25 protein-coding genes are annotated in these 26,025 nt (G+C 66.4%); 13 read left to right on the top strand and 12 right to left on the bottom strand.

Features of this window, described 5'->3' with window-relative positions; all coding sequences use genetic code 11:
* Window positions 1-29: 29 nt before the first annotated feature.
* The 3 genes from PRtIB026_RS06310 to PRtIB026_RS06300 form a co-directional block, all read right to left on the bottom strand.
* Window positions 30-1,037: an AI-2E family transporter gene (locus tag PRtIB026_RS06310; RefSeq protein ID WP_110734957.1), complete on the bottom strand. Its 1,008-nt coding sequence runs from the start codon at window positions 1,035-1,037 to the stop codon at window positions 30-32.
* Between the two features lie 70 nt (window positions 1,038-1,107).
* Window positions 1,108-1,392: a PsiF family protein gene (locus PRtIB026_RS06305; protein ID WP_203648134.1), complete on the bottom strand. Its 285-nt coding sequence runs from the start codon at window positions 1,390-1,392 to the stop codon at window positions 1,108-1,110.
* Window positions 1,393-1,456: 64 nt separating this feature from the next.
* Window positions 1,457-2,245, bottom strand: coding sequence for an AraC family transcriptional regulator (locus tag PRtIB026_RS06300; RefSeq protein WP_203648135.1), 789 nt, complete (start codon window positions 2,243-2,245; stop codon window positions 1,457-1,459).
* 188 nt (window positions 2,246-2,433) lie between these two features.
* On the opposite strand from PRtIB026_RS06300, the gene PRtIB026_RS06295 reads away from it, so the two are divergent.
* On the top strand, window positions 2,434-3,306 hold the full coding sequence (locus PRtIB026_RS06295; RefSeq protein ID WP_203648136.1) for a DMT family transporter: 873 nt from the start codon (window positions 2,434-2,436) through the stop codon (window positions 3,304-3,306).
* A 118-nt stretch (window positions 3,307-3,424) separates the two neighbouring features.
* On the opposite strand, the gene PRtIB026_RS06290 is transcribed toward PRtIB026_RS06295, so the two are convergent.
* The gene (locus PRtIB026_RS06290) at window positions 3,425-4,315 is read right to left on the bottom strand and encodes a lipase family alpha/beta hydrolase (RefSeq protein WP_267813720.1); all 891 of its coding nucleotides are present in this window, start codon (window positions 4,313-4,315) and stop codon (window positions 3,425-3,427) included.
* Between the two features lie 124 nt (window positions 4,316-4,439).
* Here PRtIB026_RS06290 and osmE point away from each other — a divergent pair, with 124 nt between their 5' ends.
* Window positions 4,440-4,781 carry an osmotically-inducible lipoprotein OsmE gene (gene osmE, locus PRtIB026_RS06285; RefSeq protein ID WP_028688233.1) on the top strand — a complete coding sequence of 114 codons (342 nt, stop codon included), beginning with the start codon at window positions 4,440-4,442 and terminating at the stop codon, window positions 4,779-4,781.
* Between the two features lie 6 nt (window positions 4,782-4,787).
* Window positions 4,788-5,345 carry a ferritin-like domain-containing protein gene (locus PRtIB026_RS06280; RefSeq protein WP_186713793.1) on the top strand — a complete coding sequence of 186 codons (558 nt, stop codon included), beginning with the start codon at window positions 4,788-4,790 and terminating at the stop codon, window positions 5,343-5,345.
* Between the two features lie 78 nt (window positions 5,346-5,423).
* Here PRtIB026_RS06280 and PRtIB026_RS06275 read toward each other — a convergent pair whose 3' ends face one another.
* Complete coding sequence (locus PRtIB026_RS06275; protein ID WP_203648137.1) at window positions 5,424-7,490, bottom strand: AsmA family protein; 2,067 nt, start codon at window positions 7,488-7,490, stop codon at window positions 5,424-5,426.
* Between the two features lie 317 nt (window positions 7,491-7,807).
* Here PRtIB026_RS06275 and PRtIB026_RS06270 point away from each other — a divergent pair, with 317 nt between their 5' ends.
* The 3 genes from PRtIB026_RS06270 to PRtIB026_RS06260 all read left to right on the top strand — a co-directional run bounded on the left by PRtIB026_RS06270 (window position 7,808) and on the right by PRtIB026_RS06260 (window position 10,269).
* Entirely contained in the window at window positions 7,808-8,263 is a 456-nt protein-coding gene (locus PRtIB026_RS06270) for a phage infection protein (protein WP_203648138.1), read from the top strand.
* 122 nt (window positions 8,264-8,385) lie between these two features.
* A complete protein-coding gene (locus tag PRtIB026_RS06265; protein ID WP_110734940.1) occupies window positions 8,386-9,018 on the top strand; it encodes a TetR family transcriptional regulator in 633 nt (210 codons plus the stop codon).
* 162 nt (window positions 9,019-9,180) lie between these two features.
* Complete coding sequence (locus tag PRtIB026_RS06260) at window positions 9,181-10,269, top strand: AGE family epimerase/isomerase (RefSeq protein ID WP_203648139.1); 1,089 nt, start codon at window positions 9,181-9,183, stop codon at window positions 10,267-10,269.
* 66 nt (window positions 10,270-10,335) lie between these two features.
* On the opposite strand, the gene PRtIB026_RS06255 is transcribed toward PRtIB026_RS06260, so the two are convergent.
* The gene (locus tag PRtIB026_RS06255) at window positions 10,336-11,064 is read right to left on the bottom strand and encodes a DUF2076 domain-containing protein (RefSeq protein WP_267813713.1); all 729 of its coding nucleotides are present in this window, start codon (window positions 11,062-11,064) and stop codon (window positions 10,336-10,338) included.
* A gap of 157 nt (window positions 11,065-11,221) precedes the next feature.
* Here PRtIB026_RS06255 and PRtIB026_RS06250 point away from each other — a divergent pair, with 157 nt between their 5' ends.
* Window positions 11,222-11,878, top strand: a complete 657-nt coding sequence (locus tag PRtIB026_RS06250; protein ID WP_203648140.1) for a hypothetical protein — start codon at window positions 11,222-11,224, stop codon at window positions 11,876-11,878.
* Window positions 11,879-11,897: 19 nt separating this feature from the next.
* Here PRtIB026_RS06250 and hrpB read toward each other — a convergent pair whose 3' ends face one another.
* Complete coding sequence (hrpB, locus tag PRtIB026_RS06245) at window positions 11,898-14,426, bottom strand: ATP-dependent helicase HrpB (RefSeq protein WP_203648141.1); 2,529 nt, start codon at window positions 14,424-14,426, stop codon at window positions 11,898-11,900.
* Window positions 14,427-14,545: 119 nt separating this feature from the next.
* Here hrpB and PRtIB026_RS06240 point away from each other — a divergent pair, with 119 nt between their 5' ends.
* Complete coding sequence (locus tag PRtIB026_RS06240; protein ID WP_203648142.1) at window positions 14,546-14,965, top strand: polyribonucleotide nucleotidyltransferase; 420 nt, start codon at window positions 14,546-14,548, stop codon at window positions 14,963-14,965.
* Between the two features lie 24 nt (window positions 14,966-14,989).
* The gene (locus tag PRtIB026_RS06235; RefSeq protein WP_203648143.1) at window positions 14,990-15,859 is read left to right on the top strand and encodes a cation diffusion facilitator family transporter; all 870 of its coding nucleotides are present in this window, start codon (window positions 14,990-14,992) and stop codon (window positions 15,857-15,859) included.
* A 21-nt stretch (window positions 15,860-15,880) separates the two neighbouring features.
* Here the strand turns inward: PRtIB026_RS06235 and PRtIB026_RS06230 are convergent, their stop codons facing one another.
* Window positions 15,881-16,717, bottom strand: coding sequence for a DUF6515 family protein (locus tag PRtIB026_RS06230; protein WP_203648144.1), 837 nt, complete (start codon window positions 16,715-16,717; stop codon window positions 15,881-15,883).
* A 471-nt stretch (window positions 16,718-17,188) separates the two neighbouring features.
* Between PRtIB026_RS06230 and PRtIB026_RS06225 the strand changes: the two genes are divergently transcribed.
* Together PRtIB026_RS06225 and PRtIB026_RS06220 are read left to right on the top strand one after the other, a co-directional pair.
* A complete protein-coding gene (locus PRtIB026_RS06225; protein WP_011535815.1) occupies window positions 17,189-17,665 on the top strand; it encodes an Lrp/AsnC family transcriptional regulator in 477 nt (158 codons plus the stop codon).
* 53 nt (window positions 17,666-17,718) lie between these two features.
* The gene (locus PRtIB026_RS06220; protein WP_023378567.1) at window positions 17,719-17,922 is read left to right on the top strand and encodes a DUF2788 domain-containing protein; all 204 of its coding nucleotides are present in this window, start codon (window positions 17,719-17,721) and stop codon (window positions 17,920-17,922) included.
* Window positions 17,923-18,077: 155 nt separating this feature from the next.
* Here the strand turns inward: PRtIB026_RS06220 and PRtIB026_RS06215 are convergent, their stop codons facing one another.
* The 4 genes from PRtIB026_RS06215 to PRtIB026_RS06200 all read right to left on the bottom strand — a co-directional run bounded on the left by PRtIB026_RS06215 (window position 18,078) and on the right by PRtIB026_RS06200 (window position 24,308).
* Window positions 18,078-18,707, bottom strand: a complete 630-nt coding sequence (locus PRtIB026_RS06215) for a pseudouridine synthase (RefSeq protein WP_244670933.1) — start codon at window positions 18,705-18,707, stop codon at window positions 18,078-18,080.
* 6 nt (window positions 18,708-18,713) lie between these two features.
* Window positions 18,714-20,177, bottom strand: a complete 1,464-nt coding sequence (gene amn / locus PRtIB026_RS06210) for an AMP nucleosidase (protein ID WP_203648145.1) — start codon at window positions 20,175-20,177, stop codon at window positions 18,714-18,716.
* 226 nt (window positions 20,178-20,403) lie between these two features.
* The gene (locus PRtIB026_RS06205) at window positions 20,404-22,056 is read right to left on the bottom strand and encodes an acyl-CoA dehydrogenase family protein (RefSeq protein ID WP_203648146.1); all 1,653 of its coding nucleotides are present in this window, start codon (window positions 22,054-22,056) and stop codon (window positions 20,404-20,406) included.
* Between the two features lie 260 nt (window positions 22,057-22,316).
* A complete protein-coding gene (locus PRtIB026_RS06200; protein WP_203648147.1) occupies window positions 22,317-24,308 on the bottom strand; it encodes a sensor histidine kinase in 1,992 nt (663 codons plus the stop codon).
* 265 nt (window positions 24,309-24,573) lie between these two features.
* On the opposite strand from PRtIB026_RS06200, the gene PRtIB026_RS06195 reads away from it, so the two are divergent.
* Both PRtIB026_RS06195 and thiE read left to right on the top strand, forming a co-directional pair.
* Complete coding sequence (locus tag PRtIB026_RS06195; protein ID WP_203648148.1) at window positions 24,574-25,371, top strand: hydroxymethylpyrimidine/phosphomethylpyrimidine kinase; 798 nt, start codon at window positions 24,574-24,576, stop codon at window positions 25,369-25,371.
* 14 nt (window positions 25,372-25,385) lie between these two features.
* On the top strand, window positions 25,386-26,009 hold the full coding sequence (thiE, locus tag PRtIB026_RS06190) for a thiamine phosphate synthase (RefSeq protein WP_203648149.1): 624 nt from the start codon (window positions 25,386-25,388) through the stop codon (window positions 26,007-26,009).
* The last annotated feature ends 16 nt before the right edge of the window (window positions 26,010-26,025 follow it).

Here is a 26,025-nt window from a genome sequence, read left to right as displayed (position 1 = left end):
ATGACCAGGCCCCGCGACCTGGCACTCCTTCAGACCAACTCCGCCCGCTTCAACTCACTCTTCAGGTAGGCGTAATAAATCGGCCCCGCCACCACCCCCGGCAGCCCGAACGCCGCCTCGAACACCAGCATCGCCAGCAGCAGCTCCCAGGCCTTGGCACTGATCTGCCCGCCGACGATCCGCGCGTTGAGGAAGTACTCGACCTTGTGGATCACGATCAGGTACCCCAGCGCCGCCATCGCCACCCAGATCGACAGCGACAGCCCGACGATGGTGATCAGGGTGTTGGACATCAGGTTGCCGATCACCGGCAGCAGCCCGAGCAGGAAGGTCAGTACGATCAGCGTCTTGGTCAACGGCAGGTGCACGCCGAACAGCGGCAACACCACGGCCAGGAAGATACCGGTGAAGACGGTGTTGAGCAGCGAGATCTTGATCTGCGCGAAGACGATGTTGCGAAACGCCTGCACCAGCAGGCTCAGGCGTTCGAACAGCGCCGCCGCCAGGGGCTTGCGCCGGGAAATGTCGGGAATGCGCTGCAGGGCGACGATGGCGCCGAGGATCATGCCGATTAGCAGGGTCACGAACATGTGCGCCATGCCCTTGCCCACCAGTTGCAGGTCGCTCAGGTGGCTCTTGATCCAGTCGCCGATGGCCACCTTGAACTCGGCGGCGCTGGCCGGCAGGTAGGCTTCGATGAACGGCGGCAACTGGCCACGGGCGCGCTCGACCAGGCCCATGAACTTGTCCAGCGAGGCGCCGGGATTCTCGGCCTCGTGCAGCAGGAAACTGAAGGCGCCGGCGATCAGCAACGTCAGCGTGCTCACCACCAGGGTGCCGAGCAGCGCCACCGCCAGCCAGCGTGCGCGCTGCCCGGCGATCAGCGGTTGCAGGCGCGGGGTGAGCATGTTGACCAGCTCGTAGACCAGCAGGCCGGCCAGCAGGCTCGGCAGCAGCTTCAGCGGCAGCGCCAGCAACAGGCCCGCCATGACGATGATCCAACTGGCCAGGGTGACCTGGCGCGGAGTGAAAGTCATACAGCCTCAACGGCAGACAGCGGAAAGTCCCGCAGTCTGCCAGCCTTCACGGCAGAGGCATAGGCGCAGGTCATTTCTTCTTCAGGCAGTCACTCATGAAGGCCTTGCGTTCATCGCCCTTGAGCGCCTTGGTGCTGGCGTCGGCGTTGCAGGTCTTCATCTTCTCCTGCTGGGTCTGAGGCACATCCTTTTTCAGGCAGGTGCTCATGAACGCCTTGCGTTCATCGCCCTTGAGCGCCTTGGTGGTGGCGTCGGCATTGCAGGTCTTCATCTTTTCCTGTTGCGCGGTGGCGGCGAACCCTTGGCCCGCGATCAACAGGCCCAATACCAGCAGGGGTACGTGCAGCAGCTTCATGGAGTGGTCTCCTTGCCTGCGCGCCGGATGCGCGCTCGTCGCAGCTGAGTGTAGACAAGAATTCTTACATCTCTGTCCGCGCCCGCCGCCGGTACTGCTCCGGGGTGCAATTGGCCTGGCGCTGGAACATGGCGATGAAGGCCGAAGCGCTGCTGTAGCCGAGGTCGAAGGCGATGGCCTGGATCGGCGTGCCCGCCTCGAGCGCCTCGATGGCCCGCAGAAAGCGCAGGCGCAAGCGCCATTCGCCGAAGCTCATCCCCAGCTCGCGCAGGAACTGCCGGGCCAGGGTGCGCTCGCTGACATGCACCTGCCCGGCCCAATGGCCGAGCGGACGGTTGTCGCCAGGCTCCGCGTGCAACGCCTCGAGCACCTGGCGCAGGCTGTCACTGCGGGCGAACGGCAGGTAGCAGGTCTGCGTCGGTGCCAGGTGCAACTGGTCGATCAATACCTGGATCAGGCGCTGGTCGCGCTCGTCCTGGGCGATGTGCAAGTCGCGGCGGGCGAAGTCGCCGAGGATCGCCTTGAGGATATCGCTGATCACCAGGCTGCAGGGCTGGTCCGGCAACTCGGTACACAGGCTGCGCTCCAGGTAGACCGAGCGGTAGATGATGGCCTGGGGGTTGTAGCAGCCGTGCTCGGTGTCCGGCGGCACCCAGACGGCGTAGTGCGGGGGCGAGATGAAGCGCTGGCCCTCGACGTCCAGGTGCATCAGGCCATGGGAGGCGTAGTTGAGCTGGCCCCAGGGGTGACGGTGCGGCGGGCTGTGAGTATCGGCGCCGAATTCGTCGTAGCGGAAGTACACCGGGGCGGGGAGCCGGTCGAATTGCGGAATGTCGAGGTACTTGCGGGTCATGCTGTCTGCTTCGCGGGGCGAGTTGTCTGGATGGAAGTATAGGCATTTGAACAGACAAGCGATAATGGCCGCCACGTGGGAGCGGGCTTGCCCCGCGATTGCACCCGCCCGGCCGACATCATTTCCTGGCCTGGCGCTATCGCGGGGCAAGCCCGCTCCCACGGGTCAACCGCAACTCGAGAATCATCATGAACTACCTCTTCCCCCTCATCGCCATCCTCATCTGGGCCGGCAACACCGTGGTCACCAAGATGTCCGCCGGGGCCATCTTCCCCGCCGAGATCGGCTTCTACCGCTGGCTGCTGGCCGGCCTGCTGTTCACCCCGTTCCTGCTACCCCAGGTCTGGCGCAACCGCGCGGCGATCCGTCCGCACCTGGGCAAGATCTTCGTGCTGGGCGTGCTGGGCATGGCCATCTACCAGAGCCTGGCGTACTTCGCCGCCGCCATCACCAGCGCCACCAACATGGGCATCATTCTCTCGTTGATGCCGTTGATGTCGCTGGCCCTGTCCATCGCCTGGCTCGGCCAGCGCCTGACCTACGGCGCGCTACTGGGCGCGCTGGTGTCGTTCTTCGGCGTGCTGGAGGTGGTCTCAGCCGGGCAACCCGGCGTGCTGCTGCACCAGGGGCTGAACGCTGGCGACCTGATGATGCTGGTGGCCACCCTCGCCTATGCGCTGTACAGCTTCCTGCTGAAGAAATGGCAACTGCGCCTGCCGCCGCTGCAACTGCTGTACCTGCAGGTGCTGGTGGCGATCCTGGTGTTGCTGCCGCTGTTCCTGCTGTCGCCCAAGACCGGGTTGAACGGCCACAACATTGGCCTGGTGCTGTATGCCGGCCTGTTGGCCTCGATGGTCGCGCCGCGGGTGTGGATGCAGGCGGTGCATCGCCTGGGGCCGAGCCGGACCACGCTGTTCTTCAACCTGCTGCCGGTGGTGACGGCGGTGATCGCGGCAGTGGTGCTGAATGAGCAGTTGGCCAGTTATCACCTGGTTGGCGGTGTGCTGACATTAGTCGGCGTGCTGCTGGCCGAGCGTTGGACCACGCCTGTGCGGCGTTGACAGATGGGAGCGCTTTGCGCTCCTTTCGCGGCACAAGGCCGCTCCTACAGGGGGATTGCGTTCGTCTGTAGGAGCGGCCTTGTGCCGCGAAAGGGCTGCGAGGCAGCCCCCGGGTTCGTCACAACCCAGCAGCCTTGAGCCGGGCGGCATGCTCGGTAAACAGTCGCACCGGCTCGGCACCCTTGCCCACCGCGCCCAGCGACTGGTTGACGATATCCAGGTGATCAAGCGGATAGTCGTCACCGATCACCTGCCCCAGGTGCGAGCTGAAGCGCCCGACCATACCGTCGCATTGCCCCTTCTCCCGGACGAAACTGCGGGCGAACAGCCGGCAAAATCGGTTGCTGCCGTCAAAACGGTTCAGGCCCTGGTCGGTACGCCCAGGCTGCAGGGTTCCGGACCATGAGTAATAGCGCACGCCATTCACTTGCGGCGCCCCCTCGCCGCCCCAGACCTCGGGCAGCCCCTGTGGATAAGCCTGGTTGAACAGCGCCACCCCGGCACTGGTCAGCGACTGGTGCGAAGCATGCACGTCGATCGGCAGCGGATCGCGGCGCCAGCCGGTCTCCAGCCAACCCAGCATCACAGCGAAGCCATGCAGCACGGCCTTGAGGATGCGCCCCCGGACAGAGTCACCAGGTGCCGTGCGTTCGAGGTGGTCGGCCAGCTCCGAGCCATGGTTGGGGCCGGCCACCGATGTCACCGAGGCCACCCGGTCAGGCCGCTTCGCCGCCGCATAACGGGCACTGAGCGCGCCCTGGCTATGGCCGATCAGGTTGACCTTGTCGGCCCCCGTGCGCTGGCAGACCTCCTCGATGATGCCGAGCAACTGCTCGCCTCGCACCTCGCTGGAATGCAGCGGCGACACCTGCACCGGGAACACCTGCGCGCCACCCCGACGCAATGCCGGCACGATGCCGAACCAGTAGGGATAGACCAGCGCCCGCACGAAGCCGAGCATGCCCGGCACCAGCACCAGTGGATAACGCGTGGCCAGCTCCTGACTCATCACCCTTGCCCTCATCCGTGAACAGACCGGCCCACCCTACAGCGCCATCGGAGACAAGCGCAATCGAACTCCCGGCGCGCCGCGCGGTTCCAAGCAGAACAGACCCTGAGCAAGGAGCGGGACCATGTACAAGCGAACCCTGGCCATCCTTCTGGCAAGCGCCACCCTCGCCGCCTGCGGCAGCCGCCCGGAAAACCCGGTGGACTACGTCACCTACCGCGACGAGCCGCTGGTCAAGCAGGTCGAGCACGGCATGACCATGCAGAAGGTCATCGCCATCGGCGGCAGCCCGTCGAATGTCATCGACCTGCCCCACGGCGGCACCTGCAACGACTACATCCTCAACCGCGATGGCCACCAGCAGCCCTACTACGTGCGCTTCGACGCCACCGGCCATGTCGACGCCAAGGGTTTCAAGACCTGCAAGCAACGCCAACAAGACAGCGACGCCGTGCACGGCGCATGACACCCCATGACCACCCTGATGCTTTCGGAGATGAACATGAGCGTTGAACTGACCGATGTGAAAACCCTGCGCGAACGTGCCCGCCAGCATGTCGAGCAAGGCGCGGTGACCGAGGGTTACCACGCCGATCGCGAGAAGATCCTGCGCCTGCTCAACGAGTCGCTGGCCACCGAGCTGGTCTGCGTCCTGCGCTACAAGCGTCACTACTTCATGGCCAGCGGCATCAAGGCCAGCGTCGCCGCTGCGGAGTTCCTCGAGCACGCCAACCAGGAAGCCGAGCACGCCGACAAGCTGGCCGAGCGCATCGTGCAACTGGGCGGCGAGCCGGACTTCAATCCGGACAACCTGACGAAGAATTCCCACGCCCAGTACGTGGCGGGCAGTTCGTTGAAGGAGATGGTGCTGGAGGACCTGGTGGCCGAGCGCATCGCCATCGACAGCTACCGCGAGATCATCCAGTACATCGGCGACAAGGATCCGACCACCCGGCGCATCTTCGAGGATATCCTGGCGCAGGAGGAAGAGCACGCGGACGATATGTCCGATCTGTTGAAAGGCCTCTGATCCCAAGGTTTACGTGGGAGCGGGCTTGCCCCGCGATGGCGTTGATGCCATCGCGGGGCAAGCCCGCTCCCACGAACTTCAATGACCTTTGCCGGCCGCCGCTGGCGCCTTGCCGGCGCGCATCTGCTGCAATAACGGCGTGCATTGGTTCGGCTCATCCCCGCTGCTCGGCGCGATCAGCGCCAGCAGCCCCGCCGCCGGCCCGGCCACCACGCCAAGCGCCACCATCCCCGCGCCACGCAGCGCCAGCGGCACAGCCTGTACGCCGGCACTCGGCTTGGCGAACGGCCCACGCACATACAACGGCGAACGCAACGAGAACAGACGCAGGCCCTTGGACTCGGGGGTGATCTTCAGGTCCAGTTGCTCACTGGCGAAGTTGGCCGTGCCGTTGATGTAGATGATCGCGTTCTCGGTGTCGAAGACAAACAAGCGGGTGGTGGCCAGGCCATCCTTGATCCCGACGTCCGCCGCGGCGCAGTTGATCTTCACATCTTCATCGCCGAACAGCTTGCCGACCACGTAGTTGCCGACGTTGAGCCCGGCGATCTCCATCAGGCTGCGGCTGATCGCGCCATCGTTGATCAGCAGGCGCAGATCACCGTTGGAAGTGCCCAGCAGTGCCGCCACCGAGTTGCCCCGGCCACTGATGTCGGCATCGCCGTTGAGTTCACCGAAGCTGGTCTGCATCGGCGCGAAGCTGGGGAACAGCTGCTTGAGCTTGAAGCCACGCGCGGTCAGCCGGGCGCGGCCCTGCAACGGCGCGCTGCGTCCGTCCAGGCGGATGTTGGAATCGAGGTTGCCGCCGGCTACGCCAAAGCGCAGCGGCTCCAGGCGCAGCAGGCCGTCCTCGAGGATCACATGGGCGGACAGGTCGTTGAACGGCAGCTTCTCGCTGTGCACGATGCGCTTGCCGGCGAAGGTCACGTCGGCGTCCATGGCCCGCCAGCGCTCGGTGCGGAACTCTTCGACCGGCAGCACCTTGCCGGCCGGCTGCTTGCTGGCGCCGCCGCGGGCCTTCTGCTCGCTGTTGGAGTCGGCGCCGATCAGCGGCGCCAGGTCCTTGAACAGCAGCTGGTTGGACACCAGGTTGCCGGAGAGCTTCGGCCGGGGCTGGCTGGCGACGAAGGCCAGGTCGCCGTGGATGTCGCTGTCGCCGATCTTGCCGTTGAAGCCTTCGTAGCGGAACTGCGCACCCTCGGCGGCATGCAGGTTGGCGGTCAGATGACCATCGGTGGCGTACGGCGGCGTATCGGGCAAGGTCACGCCGGTCAGCGGGTAGAGGTTGCCCAGGCTGCTGCCGGAAAGCTTCAGGCGCAGGTCGAGGGCGCCGAGGTTGCGTGGATCGGTCAGGGTCCCGGCCAGCGCGACCCGGGTGTCGCCGATACGCACGTCGGCCTGCAGCGGAAACGGCTGGCTGGTGTCCTGCAGCGCCAGCAGGCCGCCGATCTTGCCGGTGCCGGCCACCGCCAGGCCCTTGTAGCGGCCCTGGGCCTTGAAACCGAAGGCGTAGTCCTGGGCATTGCCGGCCTTCTCGGCGCGGGCCTTGCCAACGATGTCGCTGAACGGGATCGGCTTGCCCAGCGGATCGACCTGCACCTTCATGCTGGTCTTCAGCGTCTGGTCGTCGAAGCTGACGTTGCCTTGGTCGAAACCAATGGCGCCGATGTCCAACACCCACTTCGACGGCTCTTCGTTCTCGTCCTTGGGCCCGAAATCGAACACCCAGTTGGCCCGGCCATCGGCCTGCCGGGCAAGGCTGGCGCTGGGCTTGACCAGGTCGATGCGCGGAATGCTGATGCGTTGGACGATCAGCGGCAACGGCGCCAGGCGAAAGTCCACGCGCTCCAGGGCGACCATATGCGGCGCCTTGAGCCAATCGGGGTTGCCCAGGGTGAGGTCTTCGGCGGTGAAGTGCGGCCACGGCACGAAGGCGCGCCAGCCGCCTTCCTCGGGCTCGGTGCGCCAGTGCACGGCGAGGTTGCCGTTGATCGCGAAGGGCCGGTGCAGGGCTTCGGAGACTTTCTCGTTAAGCAGCGGCTTGACGCGGTTCCAGTCGAAAGTGGCGATCACCACCACCAGGATCGCCAGCAGGGTGGCGAGGGTGGCGAAGGTCCAGATGAGAATTCTGGCAGGGCGCGTCATTGCATGGTTCTCCTGACTGCATGGCACTCATTATGTCGGACTGATGAAAAACCGCCGGGTTTAATCCGTGCGCCATGATAACCAGGATTTTCCTGACGCCTTTCTCAGCTTTTCGTCCATGGACAGCGGCAGTGTTACCGGGGATCAAGCGTGCCTCAGCGCTTGCAAAACACCTGAAAACATTGATTCAGAGCCTTCCGCGCACAGTATCAATCCCGTCGATTGTTACCATTATCCTGATGAACTTTTCTCTGGAGTTACCAGGCGTAGCATTGGCTTCGTACCCACTTTCCAGCCCCCCCGAGGAGCACCGAATCATGAAACGCCATCTGCTGCTGAGCCTGACCCTGTCCGTACTTGCCGCCAACGCCTTCGCCCTGCCAGCCGAAGACCAGCACCTGAGCGCTGAATCGCGCTCCAGCGCCGCCGCCGTCAGCCAACCGCTGAACACTCTGGCAGAAGGTGGCGCCGAGCGCCTGCAGGAACGCGCAGGCCGCCTGGCCGAAGGCGGTTCCGAGCGCCTGCTCGAACGTAACAACCGTGTCGCCGAAGGTGGCTCGGATCGCCTGATCGAACGCAACGACCGCGTTGCCGAGGGCGGCTCCGATCGCCTGATCCAACGCAATGACCGCGTCGCCGAAGGGGGCTCCGATCGCCTGATCCAACGCAATGACCGTGTCGCAGAAGGTGGCGCCGATCGCCTCAACGAACGCAACAACCGTGTAGCCGAAGGTGGCTCGGATCGTCTGGTCGAACTCAGCCGTGTGAGCTGATCGCCATGGCCGAAAACAACAACCCGCCCCACTGCGCCTGCTCCCCTCCAAGCCCGGTCCATTGACCGGGCTTTGTTTTTTTATCCAGAATGCCCAGTCGTACAGTCATAGAATCCTGTCCCATGCTGCCGCGCGCCGAACAGAAGTTACAAACCCGCCAGGCCCTGCTGGATGCCGCCTGCCTGCTCATGGAGAGCGGCCGTGGCTTCGGCAGCATCAGCCTGCGCGAGGTGGCCAAGGCCGCGGGCATCGTGCCCACCGGCTTCTACCGCCACTTCCCCGACATGGATGCCCTGGGCCTGGCCCTGGTCGCCGAGGTGGACACCACCTTCCGCCAGACCATTCGCCTGGTGCGCCAGAATGAATTCGAACTGGGCGGCATCACCGACGCCTCGGTGCGCATCTTCCTCGACGTGGTCATCGCCCACCGGGCGCAGTTCCTGTTCCTAGCCCGCGAGCAATATGGCGGCTCGCAACCGGTACGCCAGGCCATCGCCCGCCTGCGCCAGGACATCAGCAGCGACCTGGCCACGGACCTGGCGCGCATGCCGCGCTGGCAGCACCTGGACGGCGCCGCCCTGGCGGTAATGGCCGACCTGGTGGTCAAGACCGTGTTCGCCACCTTGCCCGAACTGATCGACAGTCCCGAGCCGGGTCATCCACAGGCGCTGACACCGCAGGAAAAGATCACCCAGCAGTTGCGCTTCATCTTCGTCGGCGCGCGGCACTGGCAGGGGCTGGGTAATCCCGGCTGACGCTTTCGCCCAGATCGGATCATGTGCGCGGGCAGCGTGGGAGCGGGCTTGCCCCGCGATGGCGCTATCGCGGGGCAAGCCCGCTCCCACGCTGCCCGCGCACACGAAGCACTGGCCACTTCTGCTACCATGGCGCCCTGCCCGACCGTCACGAGCGCGACCATGTCCGACCCCCGCCCCGCATTGACCCGTTTCCAACAGCACTTCGCCGAGCGCATCGTGCCGCTGTGGCAGGGCCCTGGCTGGAACGCCGACATGGCCCTGCCGTACGAAGCCCTGGACACCCAGCATCGGCCACTGCCGGTGCAGCGCTACCGGGCCATGGCCTGCGCCCGTCAGCTGTACCTGTTCAGCAGCCGCATCGAGCAACCGGGCGCCGCCGAACGCGCCGCCGCGCTGTTCCGTTCGCTGCAGAAGCACTTCCACGACGCCGAGCACGGCGGCTGGTTCTACAGCATCGACGCCCAGGGCAAGCCGCTGGACCGGCGCAAGGACCTCTACACCCACGCCTTCATCGTGTTCGCTTGCGCCCATTACTGGGGCAAGGTCGGCGAAGGCCTGGTGGAGGCCACGCTCAACGGCGCCCTCGAAGTCGTTGCCGAGCAGTTCGCCCGCGACGATGGCCTGTACGAGGCCAGCCTCGGTGAGGACTGGTCGGATTTGGACAGCGGCCCGCTGCAGAACCCGCAGATGCACCTGGCCGAGGCCTTTCTCCAGGTGCTGGCCGTGCGCGAGGACCACGAGGTTCGCCAGTCGCTGCTGCAGCTGTGCGACGCGCTGCAGGCGCAGTTCATCGAGCCGAGCCACGGCCTGATGCTGGAAAAACCGCGTGGGGCTGTGGATAACTGGTTCGAGCCAGGCCACCAGTTCGAATGGTTCTACCTGATGGATACCTCGCCATTGCTGCGCGGCACGGCGCTGCACGCCTCCATCGAGCGGGCCTTCGACTTTGCCGAACAGTACGGAGTGAAGGATACGGCGGTGCTGGCGATGCTGGACGTGGACGGCCAGGTCATCGACCCGACCCAGCGGATCTGGGCGCAGGCGGAGTACCTGCGGGCACTGGCCTTGCGGCCGGGAAGCGAGGCACGGTTGTTGGCACAGCTAGCGGCGCTGGAGTCACGCTTCCTGCATGAAGGCGGCTGGCATGAGTGCCGCGATGGCGCAGGAGCGGTGAGCCGCCATGACATGCCTTCGACCACGCCCTATCACCTGGCGACTTGCCTGGAAGGCCTGCAGCGCCTGACCTGAGGTTGTCGCGGATGTGTCCGTGAGGGGCGCGAGGCGCCCCTGCGGTGCATCAGGTCTGTCAGGCCCTCAGACGTAGTCATCGTCCGAGAAGAAGCCGCCATCGTCATTGCTGTAACCGGCATCGGCATAACAACCCTGGTCATTGCCCCAGCCCCCGCTGTCCGCCACCTGGCGCTGGCTGTCCTGGTCATTCCAGCCACCCGCGTCGCTGGCCGGCGCCGGCGCTTCCTTGATCACCTCGACGATCTCCTCAGGCTGCGAGTTGTGGTTGAACAGGCTGCTGATGCCCTGGGCCAGCAACACGCCACCGGCCACACCCGCGGCGGTCTGCATGGCACCGCCGAGGAAGCTGCTGGCGCCACTGCGCGCCGGGGCGGGCGCCGCGCCGAAGCCCGGCTGCTGCGGTGGCGGGGCATAGGCCTGGGACGCCGGTTCACGCCAGCCACCCGCAGAAGTCGGCGGCGGCGCGACCGGGCGCTGCGGCTCTGGATTGCGGGCTCCCGCGCCAAAGATGCTGGAGAGGAAACCACCGCCACTGCTGGGGCGGCTTGCATCCAGTTGCGCGCGAGCCTGGCGCAGTTCGGCCTCGAGCTGCTTGTTCTGCTCGTCCAGGCGCTTGATCGCCGTCTCCTGGACCAGGATCGCCTGGGCCATGTAGTAAGGCGCCGCCGGCTGCTGGCGCAGGTGCTCCTCGATGCGCGCCTGGGCCTGGGCATCGCGCGGCTGGGCCGGGTCCTCGGCTTGCTTGAGACGGCCGAACAGGCCATCGATCAGGGTTTGTTCTTCAGTGTTCATCGGGGCAACCTCGTGCGCTGAACAGGACATCGGACAGCGTCAAAGATGGAGGCCCGGGCTTGGCGATTCAATTGTCCGGGCCATGAAACTTTTTTCAGCAAGCGGGCCGACTGGGCTAAAGTTACGCCCTGCTTTTTCTGCCATGCGATGTTGACCGATGAATCCGCTGAGCGTTCTGCGCGACTCCCTGTACTTCTTCCGCCGTCACCTGACGAGCATCCTCCAGCTGTGCCTGCCTTTGGTGGTACTGGAGGCCCTCGGCACCCAGTTGCTCTACAGCCAGCTGGGCGAGCAGGCCTCGCCGGCCTACGGCATGCTCGTCAGCCTGCTGTTCTACCCGCTGTACAGCGCCGCGCTGATCCTCTACCTCGACACCCGCAGCAACGGCCTGGACACCGCCAAGCGCGACCTGTTCGCCCGCGCCCTGCAACTGTGGCCGATGCTGGCCCTGCTGATCGTGATCAGCTCGCTGCTGATCATGGCGGGCCTGGCGCTGCTCATCTTCCCCGGCGTGTGGATCATGGTGAACCTGGTGTTCGCCGAGTACCTGCTGGTGCTGCGCGGCCTGCCGGTGATCGAGTCGATGCGCACCAGCGCGCGCATGACCACCGGGCACTTCCTGCGCATCATGGTCTGCATGCTGTCGGTGCTGGCGCCTTTGTGGCTGATCGACGGCCTGCTGCTGCAACTGTTCCCCGAGCCGCAGCCTGGTGTGCAACTGGCGCTGGACAGCCTCAGCGGCTTCCTGCAACTGTTCAGCACCGTGGTGCTGTACCGCCTGTTCATGCTGCTCGAGGGTGAAGCCAGCGCCTGAGACCGGCATTCCCCAGGCGTCAGGCTTTCCTTGGCTTGGCCCTGGCCGTGGCCTCCGCCACCAGTGGATCGTCCGGCCAGTAGTGCTTGGGATAGCGCCCTTTCAGGTCCTTCTTCACCTCGGCATAGGTGGTGCGCCAGAAGTTGGCCAGGTCCTGGGTCACCTGCACCGGCCGGCGCGCCGGTGACAGCAGGTGCAGCTTGACCTGCTGGCGGCCATTGGCGATGCGCGGGGTGTCAGCCAGGCCGAACAGCTCCTGCAGGCGCACGGCGAGGATCGGTGGCTGCTCGCTGTAGTCCAGGCGAATGCTGGAGCCCGAAGGCACCGCCAGGTGTGATGGCGCCAGCTCATCCAGGCGCTGTGGCAGCGGCCAGGGCAGCAGGTTGCGCAGCATCGAGGGCAGGTCCAGGCTGGCGAAATGACTCAGCCGCGACACCTTGCCCAGATAAGGTTGCAACCAGTCTTCCAGGCTGGCGAGCAAGGCGTCGTCGCCCAGGTCGGGCCACTCGCTGTGGCCGTCCTTTTCCAGGTCCAGCTGACGCAGCATAGCGACACGGGCCTGCCACTGGCGCAGTTCCGGGGTCCAGGTCAGCAAGTTCAGGCCCTTGCGCCGCACCAGCCCCAGCAATGCCCGGGCCCGTGCGTCGTCATCCAGCCCCGGCAGCGGCTCGCGGCTGAGCACCAGTTCGCCGACCTTGCGCTGGCGCTCGGCGCGCAGCACCTGTTCACGCTCGTCCCAATCGAGCAGGTCGAACTGCTCCACCTGCTCGGCCAGCACTCCGTCGAATAGCGCCGGATCGAACTCGGCGGCCAGGTAGATGCGCTCCTCACGCTGCCCCTGGCGGCTGCCCAGGTCGGCGATCACCAGCCACGGGCTTTTCATCAGTGCATCAGCTTCGGCGAACAGCGCTGCACGGCCATTGGCCAGGCGGTACTCGGCGCCGCCTTCGCGACGCTGCTGCGCCACCCGGTCGGGGTAGGCCAGCGCCAGCACCGCGCCCAGCCAGCGAGGATGATCGGGGTCGGCGACCGGGCTGCGCGGTTTGCCACGCAACTGGCCGCGATACTGCCGGGCCAGTTGCCGGGCGCGCTGCACGCCGCCTTGCCCGCCACGGGAGGCGCGGCTTTCGCCGCTGAGCAGGGCCAACCGGCTATGCAGGTCGGCACCGCCGCCGCGCAGGATGTCGCGCTCGCCCAGCAACGCGGCGACATCGCAGGCCATGTCGGCCAATCCGAGGTCCTGGCCGCGCAGCAGCAGGTGGGCGATGCGCGGATGCGCAGGCAGCTCGGCCATGGCCTGGCCATGGGTGCTCAGGTTGTCGCGGCACCCGGGCTTGAAGGCACCGAGCCGGGCCAGCAGGTCCTGAGCCTGGCCGTAGGCAGCGGCCGGTGGCTGGTCGAGCCAGCTGAGCTGCTCCGGCGGCACGCCCCAGCGCGCCAGCTGCAGGGCCAGCCCGGCCAGGTCGGCCTGGAGGATCTCGGCGCTGCCGTGGGCCGCCAATTGGTCGTGTTGCGCCTCGGACCACAGTCGATAGCACACGCCGGGTTCAAGGCGCCCGGCTCGCCCGGCACGCTGGGTGGCGCTGGCGCGGGAAATACGCTGGGTGTCCAGGCGGGTCATGCCACTGCCGGGGTCGAAGCGCGGCACCCGCGCCAGACCTGCGTCGATCACCACGCGCACACCGTCGATGGTCAGGCTGGTTTCGGCGATATTGGTGGCCAGCACCACCTTGCGCTGGCCCTTGGGCGCCGGCTCGATGGCGGCGCGCTGGGCGCTCAGGTCAAGCTCGCCGTGCAGCGGGCAGAGCAGGACGTCCGGACGCTCGCCCACGGCCTCCTGCAGCGCCTGGTGCACACGGCGGATCTCGGCCTGTCCGGGCAGGAACACCAGCAAGCTGCCGGATTCGTCGGCCAGGGCCTGGAGCACGCAGTCGACCACCCGCGGCTCGACAAACTCGCCAGGCTGCCAGGGGCGGCTCCAGCGGATATCCACCGGATGCATGCGCCCCTGGCTGCTGACGATCGGCGCGTCGTCGAGCAGGCGCGACAACCGCTCGCCCTCCAGCGTCGCCGACATCAGCAGGATCTTCAGAGGCGGCTCGTCGCGCAACAGCGCCCGGCCGTTGAGGCTCAGGGCCAGGGCCAGGTCGGCATCCAGGCTGCGTTCGTGGAATTCATCGAAAATCAGCAGCCCCACCCCCTCCAGCGCAGGATCCGCCTGCAGGCGGCGGGTGAGGATGCCCTCGGTGACCACTTCGATGCGCGTGTTCGGGCCGACCTTGCTGTCCAGGCGGATGCGGTAGCCCACGGTTTCGCCAACCTTCTCGCCCAGTTCGCTGGCCAGGCGTTCGGCGGCGGCGCGGGCGGCCAGGCGCCGGGGTTCGAGCATGAGGATGGTCTGTCCCCGCAGCCAGGGCTCAGCGAGCAGGGCCAGTGGCACGCGGGTGGTCTTGCCGGCGCCGGGAGGCGCCTCGAGCACCGCTTCGTCACGTTCGGCCAGGGCCTGGCGCAGGTCGGACAGTACGGCATCGATCGGTAATGAAATCATGGTGGTCCTCGAACAATCGACCGAGTATAACGGCGAACCGAGGCTGCCCTATCATGGTCTTAACCTCAGGCGCAGGCGATTGCCGCGCCGTTGTTTGTCGTTATCTTCCGGAGATTCACATGCGCATCCCTTCCCGCGTCATCGGTGGCGCCCTCATCGCCACCCTGCTGACCCAGCTGACGGCCTGCGGCACCCTGTTCTACCCCGACCGTCGCGGCCAGATCGAAGGCAAGATCGATCCGGTGGTCGCGGCGCTGGATGCCATCGGTATCCTGTTCTATGTCATTCCCGGCCTGATCGCCTTCGGCATCGACTTCGCCACGGGTGCCATCTACTACCCCGGGGGCACCACGGCCCAGGTCGACCCGGCCAAGCTCAAGCCGGCGATCAATGCCGATGGCCAGGTCGACCGGACCAAGCTGCAGGCTATCCTTGAAAGCGAACTGGGCCAGCGCCTGCCGCTGAACGACCCGCGGCTGATCCAGCACCGCGGCAGTGTCGAGCAACTGGCCAGCTACGGCCTGGTACCTGCGGCCTGACCTGATCCGGATGATCCCCTGCGCATGACCGCCACCGCCGAACATCAACGCCTGCTGCGCCTGGCCACCCGCGCCTCGCTGAGCGTCGCCTGCATCCTGGTGCTGAGCAAGGCCGTGGCCTGGTGGCTGAGCGGCTCAGTCAGCCTGCTGGCCGGGCTGACCGACTCGGCACTGGATGCCGCCGCCTCCTTCCTCAACCTACTGGCGGTGCATTACGCGCTGCGCCCGGCCGATGACGACCACCGCTTCGGCCACGGCAAGGCCGAAGCCCTGGCCGGCATGGCCCAGGCGCTGTTCATCGGGGTCAGCGCGGTGCTGATCGGGGTGCAGGCGTTTGAGCGGCTGAAGTCGCCGGAACCCCTGGGCGACACCGCCGCCGGCATCGCGGTAATGCTGCTGTCACTGGCGCTGACCGTGGCGCTGCTGGCCTTCCAGCGCAAGGTGATCCGCCTGACCGGCTCCACCGCCGTGCGCGCGGACTCGCTGCACTACCGCTCCGACCTGCTGCTCAACGCCAGCATCCTGCTGGCATTGCTGCTGGCCCGCTTCGGCTGGCCGCAGCTCGACGCCCTGTTCGGCCTGGGTATCGCCCTGTACATCCTGTGGAGCGCGCTGCAGATCGCCCGCGAGAGCACGGCGATCCTGATGGACAAGGAACTGCCGGCCGATATCGGCGAGCGCATGCTGGAGGTGGTGCTGGCGATCCCCGGGGTGAAGGGGGTGCACGACCTGCGCACGCGGGTGTCCGGCAGCCAGTGGTTCGTGCAACTGCATCTGGAGTTGCCCGGCGACATGCCGCTGCATGCCGCCCATGAGCTGTGCGTGCAGGCCTCGCACGTCATTCGCCAGCGCTACCCGCGGGCCGATGTGATGGTCCACGCCGACCCGGTGTAGCCCGTTATCGCGAATACCCCGTCAATTGATGCTGTAGCCGCGCCCGCTCAGGCACGCCCCCAACGCCCGTCGATAGTTGTCCGTCACATTGGCCGGCGGCGCATAGCTGGCGGTCGCCGGATCGAAGCCCGACTGGCTCACCGCCCAGCGATGGCATTGATAGCGGTCCTGCTCCTGCTGCTCCGGCCCCTGGCCGTACATCGGATAGGCGATCACATCGTAGCCGCTGCCCTGCTGCGGCATTGGCGCAGGCGCCACGGCGGGCGGGTTGACCACCACGTACTCGCGGCTGTTGGCCTGGTATTGGTAATACGTGTCGGCCACCAGGAAGAACAGCGCACCGCTCAGCCACACTTCACGGGCATAGGACGGCAGGTAGTCGACCCGTACACCGTAGGGCGGCGTGACCACCACGTAGCCACCGCCATGGGGCCGGTACCAGTAGCCGCCGGAGTAGAAATAGTCCTGCCCGCGGTACGGCACTTTCCAGTAACGGTCCGGGAAGCGCTCGACGGTATGCCCGGGATGGTACTGCGGCCCTGGCCCCCAGCCATTGCCATGCCCATCGGGCCGGCCTGACCAGTCGCCACCGGGGCGCTGACCCGGACCACCCGCTTCCCAGTAACGGTTGTCGCCGTAGCGACGGGGAATGTCCTGGTAGTAGCCCTGGCGTGGCGGTTGCGTCTGGCGCACTTCATCACGCGAATTGAGCGGTGATCCACGCCGTTCGCCACCGCCCTGCTCCTGCTGGCCGCCACGACCGTCATGCCCTTCTCCAGGCCCTTCGGCCAGGGCGCCCAGGCTGATGCCCAGGCCCAGCAAACCAACACCTGCCAACCGCCAGATGCGCGAACCCATGTTGTTCCTCTCGATTGAAACGCCCGCCATTATCGTCGGCAGTCTACTCCGCAGAACACGACCGGCAGATTAAATTAGCCAACAACCTGGTGCGCCAACTGCTCGAAGACCTGCATTGGCTGCTCGCTGGCCTGGCAAGCGCAGCCTGCTACGCAATAAAAAAGGGAGGCCTTGCGGCCTCCCTTCGGGAATTGTCGTCCGTGCTCGGCGCTTGTGGCACCGGCTCACCTCGCGCCGTCTTCTGGACAGTGCGTAGCCCGGGGGCCTGGCGGATCCTGTTGGATGGCTGGCCGCGACCGCCCGCCTAGGGCGCGTCGCCGTGGACTGATGTCCGGGCAGTGATTCTGGTGATAAAGATAGGCCAGACGCCGGGGCAGAGGATTGCGAAGATTGCTCTGATAAATAGCGCTTGCGCAATTTTTCACTCAGGATCGATAATTCGCAGCAATCTGAACAGAAAAGGCCCTTTCCATGAGCAAGCTCGACCGCTACGACCTGAGCATCCTCGCCGAATTGCAGCGCGATGCGCGCATCTCCAACCAGGAACTGGCCGAACGCATCGGCCTGTCGCCTTCCCCATGCTCACGTCGGGTCAAGCAGCTCGAGGACGACGGCTACATCTCGCGCCAGGTGGCCCTGCTGGACCGCAAGAAGCTCGGCCTGAGCCTGACGGCCTATGTGCTGATCGGCATGGACCGGCACACGCCCGAGCGCTTCGAGACCTTCGAGGCGGCGATCCGCAGCCTGCCCCAGGTGCTCGAGTGCAGCCTGGTCACCGGGATGGACGCCGACTACCAGCTCAAAGTGGTGGTGCCGGACATGGACCACTACCAGAAACTGCTGCTGGGCAGCCTGACCCGTATCGAAGGCGTGACCAGCGTACGCTCGAGCTTCGTGCTCAACCAGGTGCTGGCCAGCACCGAGCTGCCATTGACTCACCTGCGTTGAATCCTCCCGAGTCCGGCGTATGATCGGGGGCTCAATCTGCCTGGAGTGAACCGATGGATCCCGCAGTATTCGAAGAATGGATGATGATCGTCCTGGTCACCGTATTGATCGGTTTCATGGGCTTCATCGTCTGGGACCTGGCGAAGAAGTCCAAGGCCGGGCGCTTTGGCACGCTGATCCTGTTCTTTGTGCTGGGCCTTGGCGTGCTGGCATTCATCATCAAGAGCGTGGTGGTGGGGTTTCTTGAGGGGGTGTAGCGGCCTGCCAACTCTCCCCTTCCTTGTAGGAGCGGCCTTGTGCCGCGAAAGGGCCGCGTAGCGGCCCCAGCAATTTTGCCTTGATGCTGAGATCGGGGGCCGCTACGCGCCCCTTTCGCGGCACAAGGCCGCTCCTACAGGGGGACGCGTGCGGCTCAAAGCTTCGCCGGCACTTCGCGCCAGCAACCCTGGTCCAGCCCTTCGATCGTCCAGTCGCCAATCCGCACCCGCACCAGGCGCAAGGTCGGCAAGCCCACCGCCGCCGTCATCCGCCGCACCTGGCGATTACGCCCTTCACGGATCACCAGCTCCAGCCAGGCGGTCGGCACGCTCTTGCGAAAACGCACCGGCGGATTACGCGGCCACAGCTCGGGCTCCTCAAGCAGGCGCGCCTGGGCCGGCAACGTCGGCCCGTCGTTAAGCTCGACGCCATCACGCAGGCGCTGTAGCTGCTCTTCGCTCGGCTCGCCTTCCACCTGCACCCAGTAGGTCTTGGCCAGCTTGTGCTTCGGATCGGCGATGCGCGCCTGCAGGCGCCCGTCGTTGGTCAGCAACAGCAGGCCTTCGCTGTCACGGTCCAGGCGCCCGGCCGGGTAGATACCAGGGATGTCGATGAAGTCCTTGAGCGTGGCCCGCCCCTCGCCGTCGCTGAACTGGGTGAGCACATCGAACGGCTTGTTGAACAGGATCAGGCGCGGCTCGGTCGGCGGCGCCTTGGGCTGGCGACGCGGGCCGGTGGGCCGCGCCGCAGGGCGGCGCGGTGTGCTACGGGGTGGCAGGGACATGGATCCTCAGCGGAACGGCGGCTCATCGAAGCTGCGCAGTTTACGCGAGTGCAGCGAGTTGAGCTCGGTACGCAGCAGATCGAGGGCGGCGATGCCGATCTTCAGGTGCTGGCTGACCGCGCGGTTGTAGAAGGCGTTGGCCGAGCCCGGCAGCTTGATCTCGCTGTGCAGCGGCTTGTCGGAGACACACAGCAAGGTGCCGTACGGCACGCGCAGACGGTAGCCCTGGGCGGCAATGGTGCCGCTCTCCATGTCCACCGCCACGGCGCGGGACAGGTTGATCAACGGACGTTCCTGGGCCCAGCGCAGCTCCCAGTTGCGGTCGTCGTAGGTGAGCACGGTGCCGGTGCGCAGGCGCTTCTTGAGCTGCTCGCCACGCTCGCCGGTGACCTGCGCGGCCGCCTCCTGCAACGCCAGCTGCACCTCGGCCAGGGCCGGGATCGGGATATTCGGCGGCACCACGCGGTCGAGGATGCCGTCGCGACGCATATAGGCGTGGGCCAACACGTAGTCACCGATAGTCTGCGACTGACGCAGGCCGCCGCAGTGGCCGATCATCAGCCAGCAGTGCGGGCGCAGCACCGCCAGGTGGTCGGTGATGTTCTTGGCGTTGGACGGGCCGACACCGATGTTGACCAGGGTCACGCCATCGCCATCGGCGGCGATCAGGTGATAGGCCGGCATCTGGTAGCGGTGCCAGACCACGCTGGCGACCAGGGCCTGGGCCTCGCCGTTGTCCATGCCCTTCTCGATGATCACGTTGCCCGGCAGGACCATGCGCACGAAGCGTGGGTCCTCGCGCAACTGCTCGAGGCCATGGGCGATGAACTGGTCGACGTAGCGGTGGTAGTTGGTGAGAAGGATCCACGGCTGCATGTGCCGCCAGTCGCTGCCGGTGTAGTGCACCAGGCGGCGCAGGGAGAAGTCCACGCGGGCGGCGTCGAACAGCGCCAGCGGCAGGGTCTCGGCGCTTTCCCAGTCGTACAGGCCATCGGCGGTGTTATCGGTGGCCGCCGACAGGTCGGTGCTGGGGAACACCCGCGCCAGTTGCGCGGCGGTGATGCCGCTGCCGGCCAGCTCGTCGCCCTGGTCGACCACGTAGGGGTACGGGATGTTCTGCTCGCTGACACCGACTTCCACGGTCACGGTGTAGTCGTGCATCAACGGGCGCAGTTGCTCGAGCAGGTAGCCACGGAACGCCGCGGGCTGGGTGACGGTGACGCTGTAGGTGCCGTCCACCTGGACCTTGGCGTAGGCGCGGGTGGTCGCGGCGACTTCGCCCTGGCTGGAATAGATGAGACGCAGGGCCGGGTAGCGGAACAACGCTCGCTCCTCGTCACCCGGCTCGGTACGGTCCTTGAGATAGCGCTTGAGGGCCTGGCTCAGGGCCCCGGTGGCCTGTTCGTGCAAGGCCGCCAGACGGTCGACGGCCTGTTCGGGGGTATCAACGACTACAAACGCTTGGCTCACGCTGGGCTTCCTGTCTTATGGAATGCATGACAGCCATCTTGCCTGCGTTGCTGGGCAAATACATCCCCAGTGTCGGTGCTGAGCAATTCCCTGTAGGAGCGGCCTTGTGCCGCGAAAGGGCTGCGCAGCAGCCCCAGCAATTTCCGCCTTGACCGCTGAGATCTGGGGCTGCCTTGCAGCCCTTTCGCGGCACAAGGCCGCTCCTACAGGGGGATGAAGCCATCCTTCAACCGGCCCAGACAGGCGTTGCCCTGGCCACCAGCGCCTCGACATCCACGCCGCGCGGCAACGCGCCATACACCCGCCCGCCGCCGCCCAGGCGACTGCCGATGAACGCATCGCTCACTGTGGCGTTGCCTGCCTCGAGCAACAGCTTGGCCTGCAGCGCCACGGCGATGTCCTCGGTCAGTTGCCGGGCGCGGTACTGGATATCGCCGGTATCGGCGAAAACGCCCTTGAGGTTACCGATGAACGCCGCCAGCCGTGGGTCGCCATGGCCGTCTCCCAGCTCGCTGAACAGCGCCTCGAGCACGCCCGGCTCTTTCGACAAGGCCCGCAGCACATCCAGGCACTGCACGTTGCCCGAGCCCTCCCAGGTCGAGTTGACCGGCGCCTCGCGGTACAGCCGTGGCAGGATGCTGTCCTCGACGTAGCCGGCGCCGCCCAGGCACTCGGCGGCCTCGTTGATCATCCCGGGGGCGCGCTTGCAGATCCAGTACTTGCCCACCGCCGTGACCAGGCGGGAAAAGTGCGCCTGCTGCGGGTCGTCGAGGCGGTCCAGGGCCTGGCCCATGCGCAGGCTCAGGGCCAGGGCGGCCTCGCTCTCCAAGGCCAGGTCGGCAAGCACGTTCTGCATCAGCGGCTGCTCGGCCAGCACCCGTCCGCCGACCTTGCGGTATGCGCAATGGTGCGCGGCCTGGGTCAGGGCCTGGCGCATCAGGGCGCTGGAACCGACCATGCAGTCGAAGCGGGTCATGGCCACCATCTCGATGATGGTCGGCACGCCGCGCCCCTCCTCGCCGACCATCCAGGCCAGGGCTCCGCGGAACTCCACCTCGCTGGAGGCGTTGGAACAGTTGCCCAGCTTGTTCTTCAGGCGTTGGATGTAGAACTGGTTGCGGTTGTCGTCGGGCCGGTGGCGCGGCAGCAGGAAGCAGCTCAGGCCCTTGTCGGTCTGGGCCAGGGTGAGAAAGGCGTCGCACATGGGCGCCGAACAGAACCACTTGTGGCCTACCAGCTCATAGGGCTGGCCCGGGCCGGGCGTGCCCACCGGGTAGGCGCGGGTGGTGTTGGCGCGCACGTCGGTGCCGCCCTGTTTCTCGGTCATGGCCATGCCGATGGTGACACCGGCCTTGTGCCGGTCGCCGACGTTGCGCGGGTCATATTCGCGGGCGAGGACCTTCGGCAGCCAGTAGCCGGCAAGCTCGGGCTGCAGGCGCAGGGCCGGCACGGCGGCGAAGGTCATGGTCAGCGGGCAGCCGGTGCCGGCTTCAGCCTGGCTGTGCAGGTAGGTCATCGAGGCCCGCGCCACGTGGGCGCCGTCCCGTGGCTCGGCCCAGGGCAGCGAAGGCAGGCCGTGCTCGACGGCGGTGCGCATCAACTGGTGATAAGCGGGATGAAACTCCACCAGGTCGATACGATGGCCATAGCGGTCATGGCTGCTGAACTCGGGCTTGTGCGCGTTGGCCAGGAAACCCGCGGCCATCAGCGAGCCACCGGCCAGGGCACCATAGGCGTCGATCCGCGACTCGGCCCAGCCGGCGCCGAAGCGGCGCGACCACTCCTGCAGGGGCTGGTCGAGGCGATACAGGTTGGCGCCGTCCAGGGACGGCGGCTGGTTGGTGACTTCGTGGGTTTCAGCGAACTGGTGCAGGTTCATCGGCGGCCTCCTGGATCCGTTCATGCCTGGATAACCCAGTGAAGCACCGCAGGCCCTCGAGTCAAAGTGACAAAACGGACTACATGGGGGCGCTTCGCGCCCTCCAACCGTGCGCAATCCCTAATGTAGGAGCGGCCTTGTGCCGCGAAAGGGTCGCGCAGCGGCCCCAGAATTCAGCATGAGGCGAAGATCGCCGGGGCTGCTTTGCGGCCCTTTCGCTGCACAAGGCCGCACCTACAGGAAACGTAGATCACGATTTGTCAGAAGCGCTCCAGCCCCGAGGCGGCACGCGCCGGTGGTACCTGCACCTGCGCCACCGCAAGGGCCAGGGTCAGCTCGAAGCGGCTGCCCAGACCCGGCGTCGACTCGTGGGACAACTGCGCGCCGATCAACTCGCCCAGTTGCCGGCAGATCGACAGGCCGATGCCCAGCCCGCCGTAGCGCCGGGTCATCGAACCGTCCATCTGGAAGAAACGCTGGTACAGCACCGCCTGGTCCAGATCGTCGAAGCCGATGCCGCTGTCACTGACCGTGAGGCTCAGGACCAGGCTGTCCGGCCCGGTACGCCGGCCACGGGCCTGCACGGTGACGCCCCCCTGGTGGGTGAACTTCAGCCCGTTGTCCACCAGGCAGGCGAGGCAGCGGGCGAGCTTCTGCGCATCGCCGACCAGGCTGTCGGGCAGGTCGGCGGGGATGTCCAGGCTCAGGTACAGACCCTTGGCCAGCGCCTGGCTGGCATAGCCGGCGCGCAGCTCCTGGAGCAGGCGCCGCAGGCTGAACGCCATGCCCTGGTTGCGCAGGCGCCCGGCCTGCAGTTCGGTGAGGATGAGGATGTCATCGACCATCGCCATCATGTCCTGGGCAGAACCGGTGGCGGTGCGGTGATACTGGGCCTGCTCGGCGCTCATGGGCAGGGTATGCAGCAGCTCCAGCGAACCGATCACGCCGTTCATCGGCGTGCGCAGTTCATGGGTCACGGTGGCCAGGAACTCGTCCTTGAGCCGGTTGCTGCGCGCCAGCTGCAGGTTCAGTTGCTCCAGGGTGCGCCCGGTCTCGCGCAGGGTCTGGGCCTGCTGCTCGCGCAGGCTGTTGATGCGGTCGGCCAGGGCCAGCGACAGCAGCGCCACCTCCAGCGCCGAGCCGAGCTGGCTGGCGTACATGGTGATGAACACGTTGGGCAGGTAGCCCAGCACCATCAGGGTGTTGACCAGCCCGCCAGCGAGGAAGGCGGTCCAGGCGATGATGAACCAGCGCGCCACACGCAGTCCGCGCCACCAGGCATAGAGCCCGGCGCTGAAGATACTGACGGTGAACAGCAGCGCCAGCACCGTGGCCATGCGCAGCGCCACGCCGTAGCGCAGGGTCAGCGCCAGCACCATGACCAGCGCGCCACCGGCCATCAACCCTTTCAGCAGGCGGTCGAAGCCCCGGCTGAAGCTGTCCAGCTGCAGGAAGTGGCGGGCGAACTGGCAGCCGAACAGCCCGGCGGCACCGATGAACAACGGGGTGGCGGCGTTGGCCCACCATGGGCTGTCCGGCCAGAAATAGGCGATGCCGGCGCCGTTGACCGACACCTGGTAGAGACCGAACGAAGCGATATAAAGGATGTAGTACAGGTAACTGACATCACGCACGCTGAGGAAGATGAACAGGTTGTACACCAGCATCACCAGCAGTACGCCGTAGATCATGCCCAGCACATAAAGCCGGGTGGGCTGGTCCTCCAGGTAGGCCTCGGCCGACCACAATGTCAGCGGCGCCTGGATCGAGCCCTGGCTGTGCAGACGCAGGTAGGCGGTGGTCGCCTGGCCGGGTTGCAGCGGCAATTCGAACAGGTAGTTGTTCTGGCGGATTTCCCGGGTGGCATAGGGCAACGCGTCACCGGTGCGTCGTGCCAGGCGATAGGTGCCTTGCGCGTCCGGCAGGAAGAGTTCCAGGTGATCCAACGGCGGGTAGGCGAGTTCCAGCAACCACTGGCGTGGCGCGGCCGAAGGGGCGGCGGCATAGGCGAGATCGACCCGCAGCCAGAACACCGAGGTGGAGTAGCCCGCATTGAGCACTTCGTCCTGATGTGCCTGGAAACGCCCGGAAAACGCCGCGGAACTCACCTGGGCGATGCTGGCGCTGCCCTCTTGGTCTTCATAGACCTGCATGTACCGGCCCAGCGGCAAGCGCCCGGTGGCGTTGTCGAATTCGACCGCTCCGGCCAGCATGGGCAAGCAGCCCAGAAGCACAATCAGCAAATAGCGCATACAGCCCCAGCATGGCCTGTGCGGTCGCGTCGCGGTTGCCTCCCATCCCTTTGAGACGACGTGATCCGGCAGAACCCATTTATCGAGTTATCCGAGCACTCTAGCATAGCCTCCCGCACTGACCAGCAGCTACTGGCAATTTGCATGCAGAGGCTCTAGAACGCATGTTTCAGAATATACAACCAGCCCAACCTGACCACTTGATCAGCAATTCTCTCGCCGCGAGCGAACCGCAGAAAAAGGTTTGGTGATAAGCTCGCCGACCATGAATACCTACAGCTCCCGCCCCGTTGTCCTCTGTCTCTCCGGCCACGACCCCAGTGGTGGCGCCGGGCTGCAGGCAGATATCGAAGCCCTGATCGCCCAAGGCTGTCACGCCGCGCCCGCCGTGACCGCCCTGACCGTGCAGGATACCGTCAACGTTTCCGACTTCCGCGTGCTCGACCGCGAGTGGGTGCTGGCCCAGGCCAATGCCGTGCTGACCGACTCCACGGTGGCCGCGGTGAAGCTGGGCATGCTCGGCTCGATCGAGATGGTCGACACCGTCGCCGAACTACTCGCCGACCATCCGCACCTGCCACTGGTCTGCGACCCGGTGCTGCGCGCCGGCGGCGGCGGTCGCCTGGGCAAGGACGAGGTCGGCTACGCGCTGCGTGAGCGCCTGCTGCCGTTGGCCACCATCGCCACCCCGAACCTGCCAGAGGCGCGTATCCTGGCGGAACTGCCTGAAGGCACGGCGGACGAGTGCGCCGAGAAGCTGCTGCCGTTCTGTAGACACCTGCTGATCACCGGCGGTCACGGCGACGAAGTGGAAATCCACAACCGCCTGTACAGCCGCGACGGCCAGCAGCACACCTGGACCTGCCAGCGCCTGCCGGGCAGCTATCACGGCTCGGGCTGCACCCTGGCCAGCGCCCTGGCCGGTCGCCTGGCCTTGGGCGAACACCTGGAGAGCGCCGTGCGCAGTGCCCTGGACTACACCTGGCGGACCCTGCGCGACGCCGAGCAACTGGGCAAGGGCCAGTACGTGCCGCGCCGCCTGCCCCTGGATTTCTGTTCCTGACTCGAGGCCATCCGATGACGCTCCGCGGTCTGTATGCCATCACCGACAGCCAGCTGCTCGCCGGCCGTTTCCTGAGCCATGTCGAGGCGGCACTCGAAGGCGGTGTCTGCCTGCTGCAGTACCGCGACAAGAGCGACGACGCCGGGCGTCGCCTGCGCGAAGCTGAAGCGCTGACGAAGCTCTGCGAACGCTACGGCACTCAGCTGATCATCAACGACGCCGCCGAACTGGCCGCGCGCCTGGGCGTCGGCGTGCACCTGGGCCAGACCGACGGCCCGCTCACCCCGGCCCGTGCCCTGCTCGGCCGCCAGGCGATCATCGGCTCGACCTGCCACGCCAGCCTCGACCTCGCGCAGCAGGCCGCCAGCGAGGGCGCAAGCTATGTCGCCTTCGGTCGCTTCTTCAATTCCGTCACCAAACCAGGCGCGCCCGCCGCCGGTGTCGAACTGCTGGAACAGGCCCGCGCCCAGGTCAAGTTGCCGATCGCGGTGATCGGCGGCATCACCCTCGACAACGCCGCCCCGCTTATCGCCCATGGCGCCGACCTGCTGGCGGTGATCCACGGCCTGTTCGGTGCCGACAGCGCGCAGGAAGTCACCCGCCGCGCCCGCGCCTTCAATGCCCTGTTCGCTTCCTGATTTCGAGAGAAGATCC

Origin of the sequence: Pseudomonas sp. RtIB026 (assembly GCF_016861355.2) — a bacterium.
GTDB lineage: Bacteria > Pseudomonadota > Gammaproteobacteria > Pseudomonadales > Pseudomonadaceae > Aquipseudomonas > Aquipseudomonas peradeniyensis.
The sequence above is the reverse complement of the archived record's forward strand: the minus strand, read 5'-3'. Positions and strand labels throughout refer to the sequence as shown.

Excerpts from the sequence above, each read along its gene's own strand:
- PRtIB026_RS06310 (WP_110734957.1), bottom strand. The coding sequence starts at position 1,037 with ATGACTTTCACTCCGCGCCAGGTCACCCTGGCCAGTTGGATCATCGTC.
- PRtIB026_RS06305 (WP_203648134.1), bottom strand. The coding sequence starts at position 1,392 with ATGAAGCTGCTGCACGTACCCCTGCTGGTATTGGGCCTGTTGATCGCG.
- PRtIB026_RS06300 (WP_203648135.1), bottom strand. The coding sequence starts at position 2,245 with ATGACCCGCAAGTACCTCGACATTCCGCAATTCGACCGGCTCCCCGCC.
- PRtIB026_RS06295 (WP_203648136.1), top strand. The coding sequence starts at position 2,434 with ATGAACTACCTCTTCCCCCTCATCGCCATCCTCATCTGGGCCGGCAAC.
- PRtIB026_RS06290 (WP_267813720.1), bottom strand. The coding sequence starts at position 4,315 with ATGAGTCAGGAGCTGGCCACGCGTTATCCACTGGTGCTGGTGCCGGGC.
- osmE (WP_028688233.1), top strand. The coding sequence starts at position 4,440 with ATGTACAAGCGAACCCTGGCCATCCTTCTGGCAAGCGCCACCCTCGCC.
- PRtIB026_RS06280 (WP_186713793.1), top strand. The coding sequence starts at position 4,788 with ATGACCACCCTGATGCTTTCGGAGATGAACATGAGCGTTGAACTGACC.
- PRtIB026_RS06275 (WP_203648137.1), bottom strand. The coding sequence starts at position 7,490 with ATGACGCGCCCTGCCAGAATTCTCATCTGGACCTTCGCCACCCTCGCC.
- PRtIB026_RS06270 (WP_203648138.1), top strand. The coding sequence starts at position 7,808 with ATGAAACGCCATCTGCTGCTGAGCCTGACCCTGTCCGTACTTGCCGCC.
- PRtIB026_RS06265 (WP_110734940.1), top strand. The coding sequence starts at position 8,386 with ATGCTGCCGCGCGCCGAACAGAAGTTACAAACCCGCCAGGCCCTGCTG.
- PRtIB026_RS06260 (WP_203648139.1), top strand. The coding sequence starts at position 9,181 with ATGTCCGACCCCCGCCCCGCATTGACCCGTTTCCAACAGCACTTCGCC.
- PRtIB026_RS06255 (WP_267813713.1), bottom strand. The coding sequence starts at position 11,064 with ATGAACACTGAAGAACAAACCCTGATCGATGGCCTGTTCGGCCGTCTC.
- PRtIB026_RS06250 (WP_203648140.1), top strand. The coding sequence starts at position 11,222 with ATGAATCCGCTGAGCGTTCTGCGCGACTCCCTGTACTTCTTCCGCCGT.
- hrpB (WP_203648141.1), bottom strand. The coding sequence starts at position 14,426 with ATGATTTCATTACCGATCGATGCCGTACTGTCCGACCTGCGCCAGGCC.
- PRtIB026_RS06240 (WP_203648142.1), top strand. The coding sequence starts at position 14,546 with ATGCGCATCCCTTCCCGCGTCATCGGTGGCGCCCTCATCGCCACCCTG.
- PRtIB026_RS06235 (WP_203648143.1), top strand. The coding sequence starts at position 14,990 with ATGACCGCCACCGCCGAACATCAACGCCTGCTGCGCCTGGCCACCCGC.
- PRtIB026_RS06230 (WP_203648144.1), bottom strand. The coding sequence starts at position 16,717 with ATGGGTTCGCGCATCTGGCGGTTGGCAGGTGTTGGTTTGCTGGGCCTG.
- PRtIB026_RS06225 (WP_011535815.1), top strand. The coding sequence starts at position 17,189 with ATGAGCAAGCTCGACCGCTACGACCTGAGCATCCTCGCCGAATTGCAG.
- PRtIB026_RS06220 (WP_023378567.1), top strand. The coding sequence starts at position 17,719 with ATGGATCCCGCAGTATTCGAAGAATGGATGATGATCGTCCTGGTCACC.
- PRtIB026_RS06215 (WP_244670933.1), bottom strand. The coding sequence starts at position 18,707 with ATGTCCCTGCCACCCCGTAGCACACCGCGCCGCCCTGCGGCGCGGCCC.
- PRtIB026_RS06205 (WP_203648146.1), bottom strand. The coding sequence starts at position 22,056 with ATGAACCTGCACCAGTTCGCTGAAACCCACGAAGTCACCAACCAGCCG.
- PRtIB026_RS06200 (WP_203648147.1), bottom strand. The coding sequence starts at position 24,308 with ATGCGCTATTTGCTGATTGTGCTTCTGGGCTGCTTGCCCATGCTGGCC.
- PRtIB026_RS06195 (WP_203648148.1), top strand. The coding sequence starts at position 24,574 with ATGAATACCTACAGCTCCCGCCCCGTTGTCCTCTGTCTCTCCGGCCAC.
- thiE (WP_203648149.1), top strand. The coding sequence starts at position 25,386 with ATGACGCTCCGCGGTCTGTATGCCATCACCGACAGCCAGCTGCTCGCC.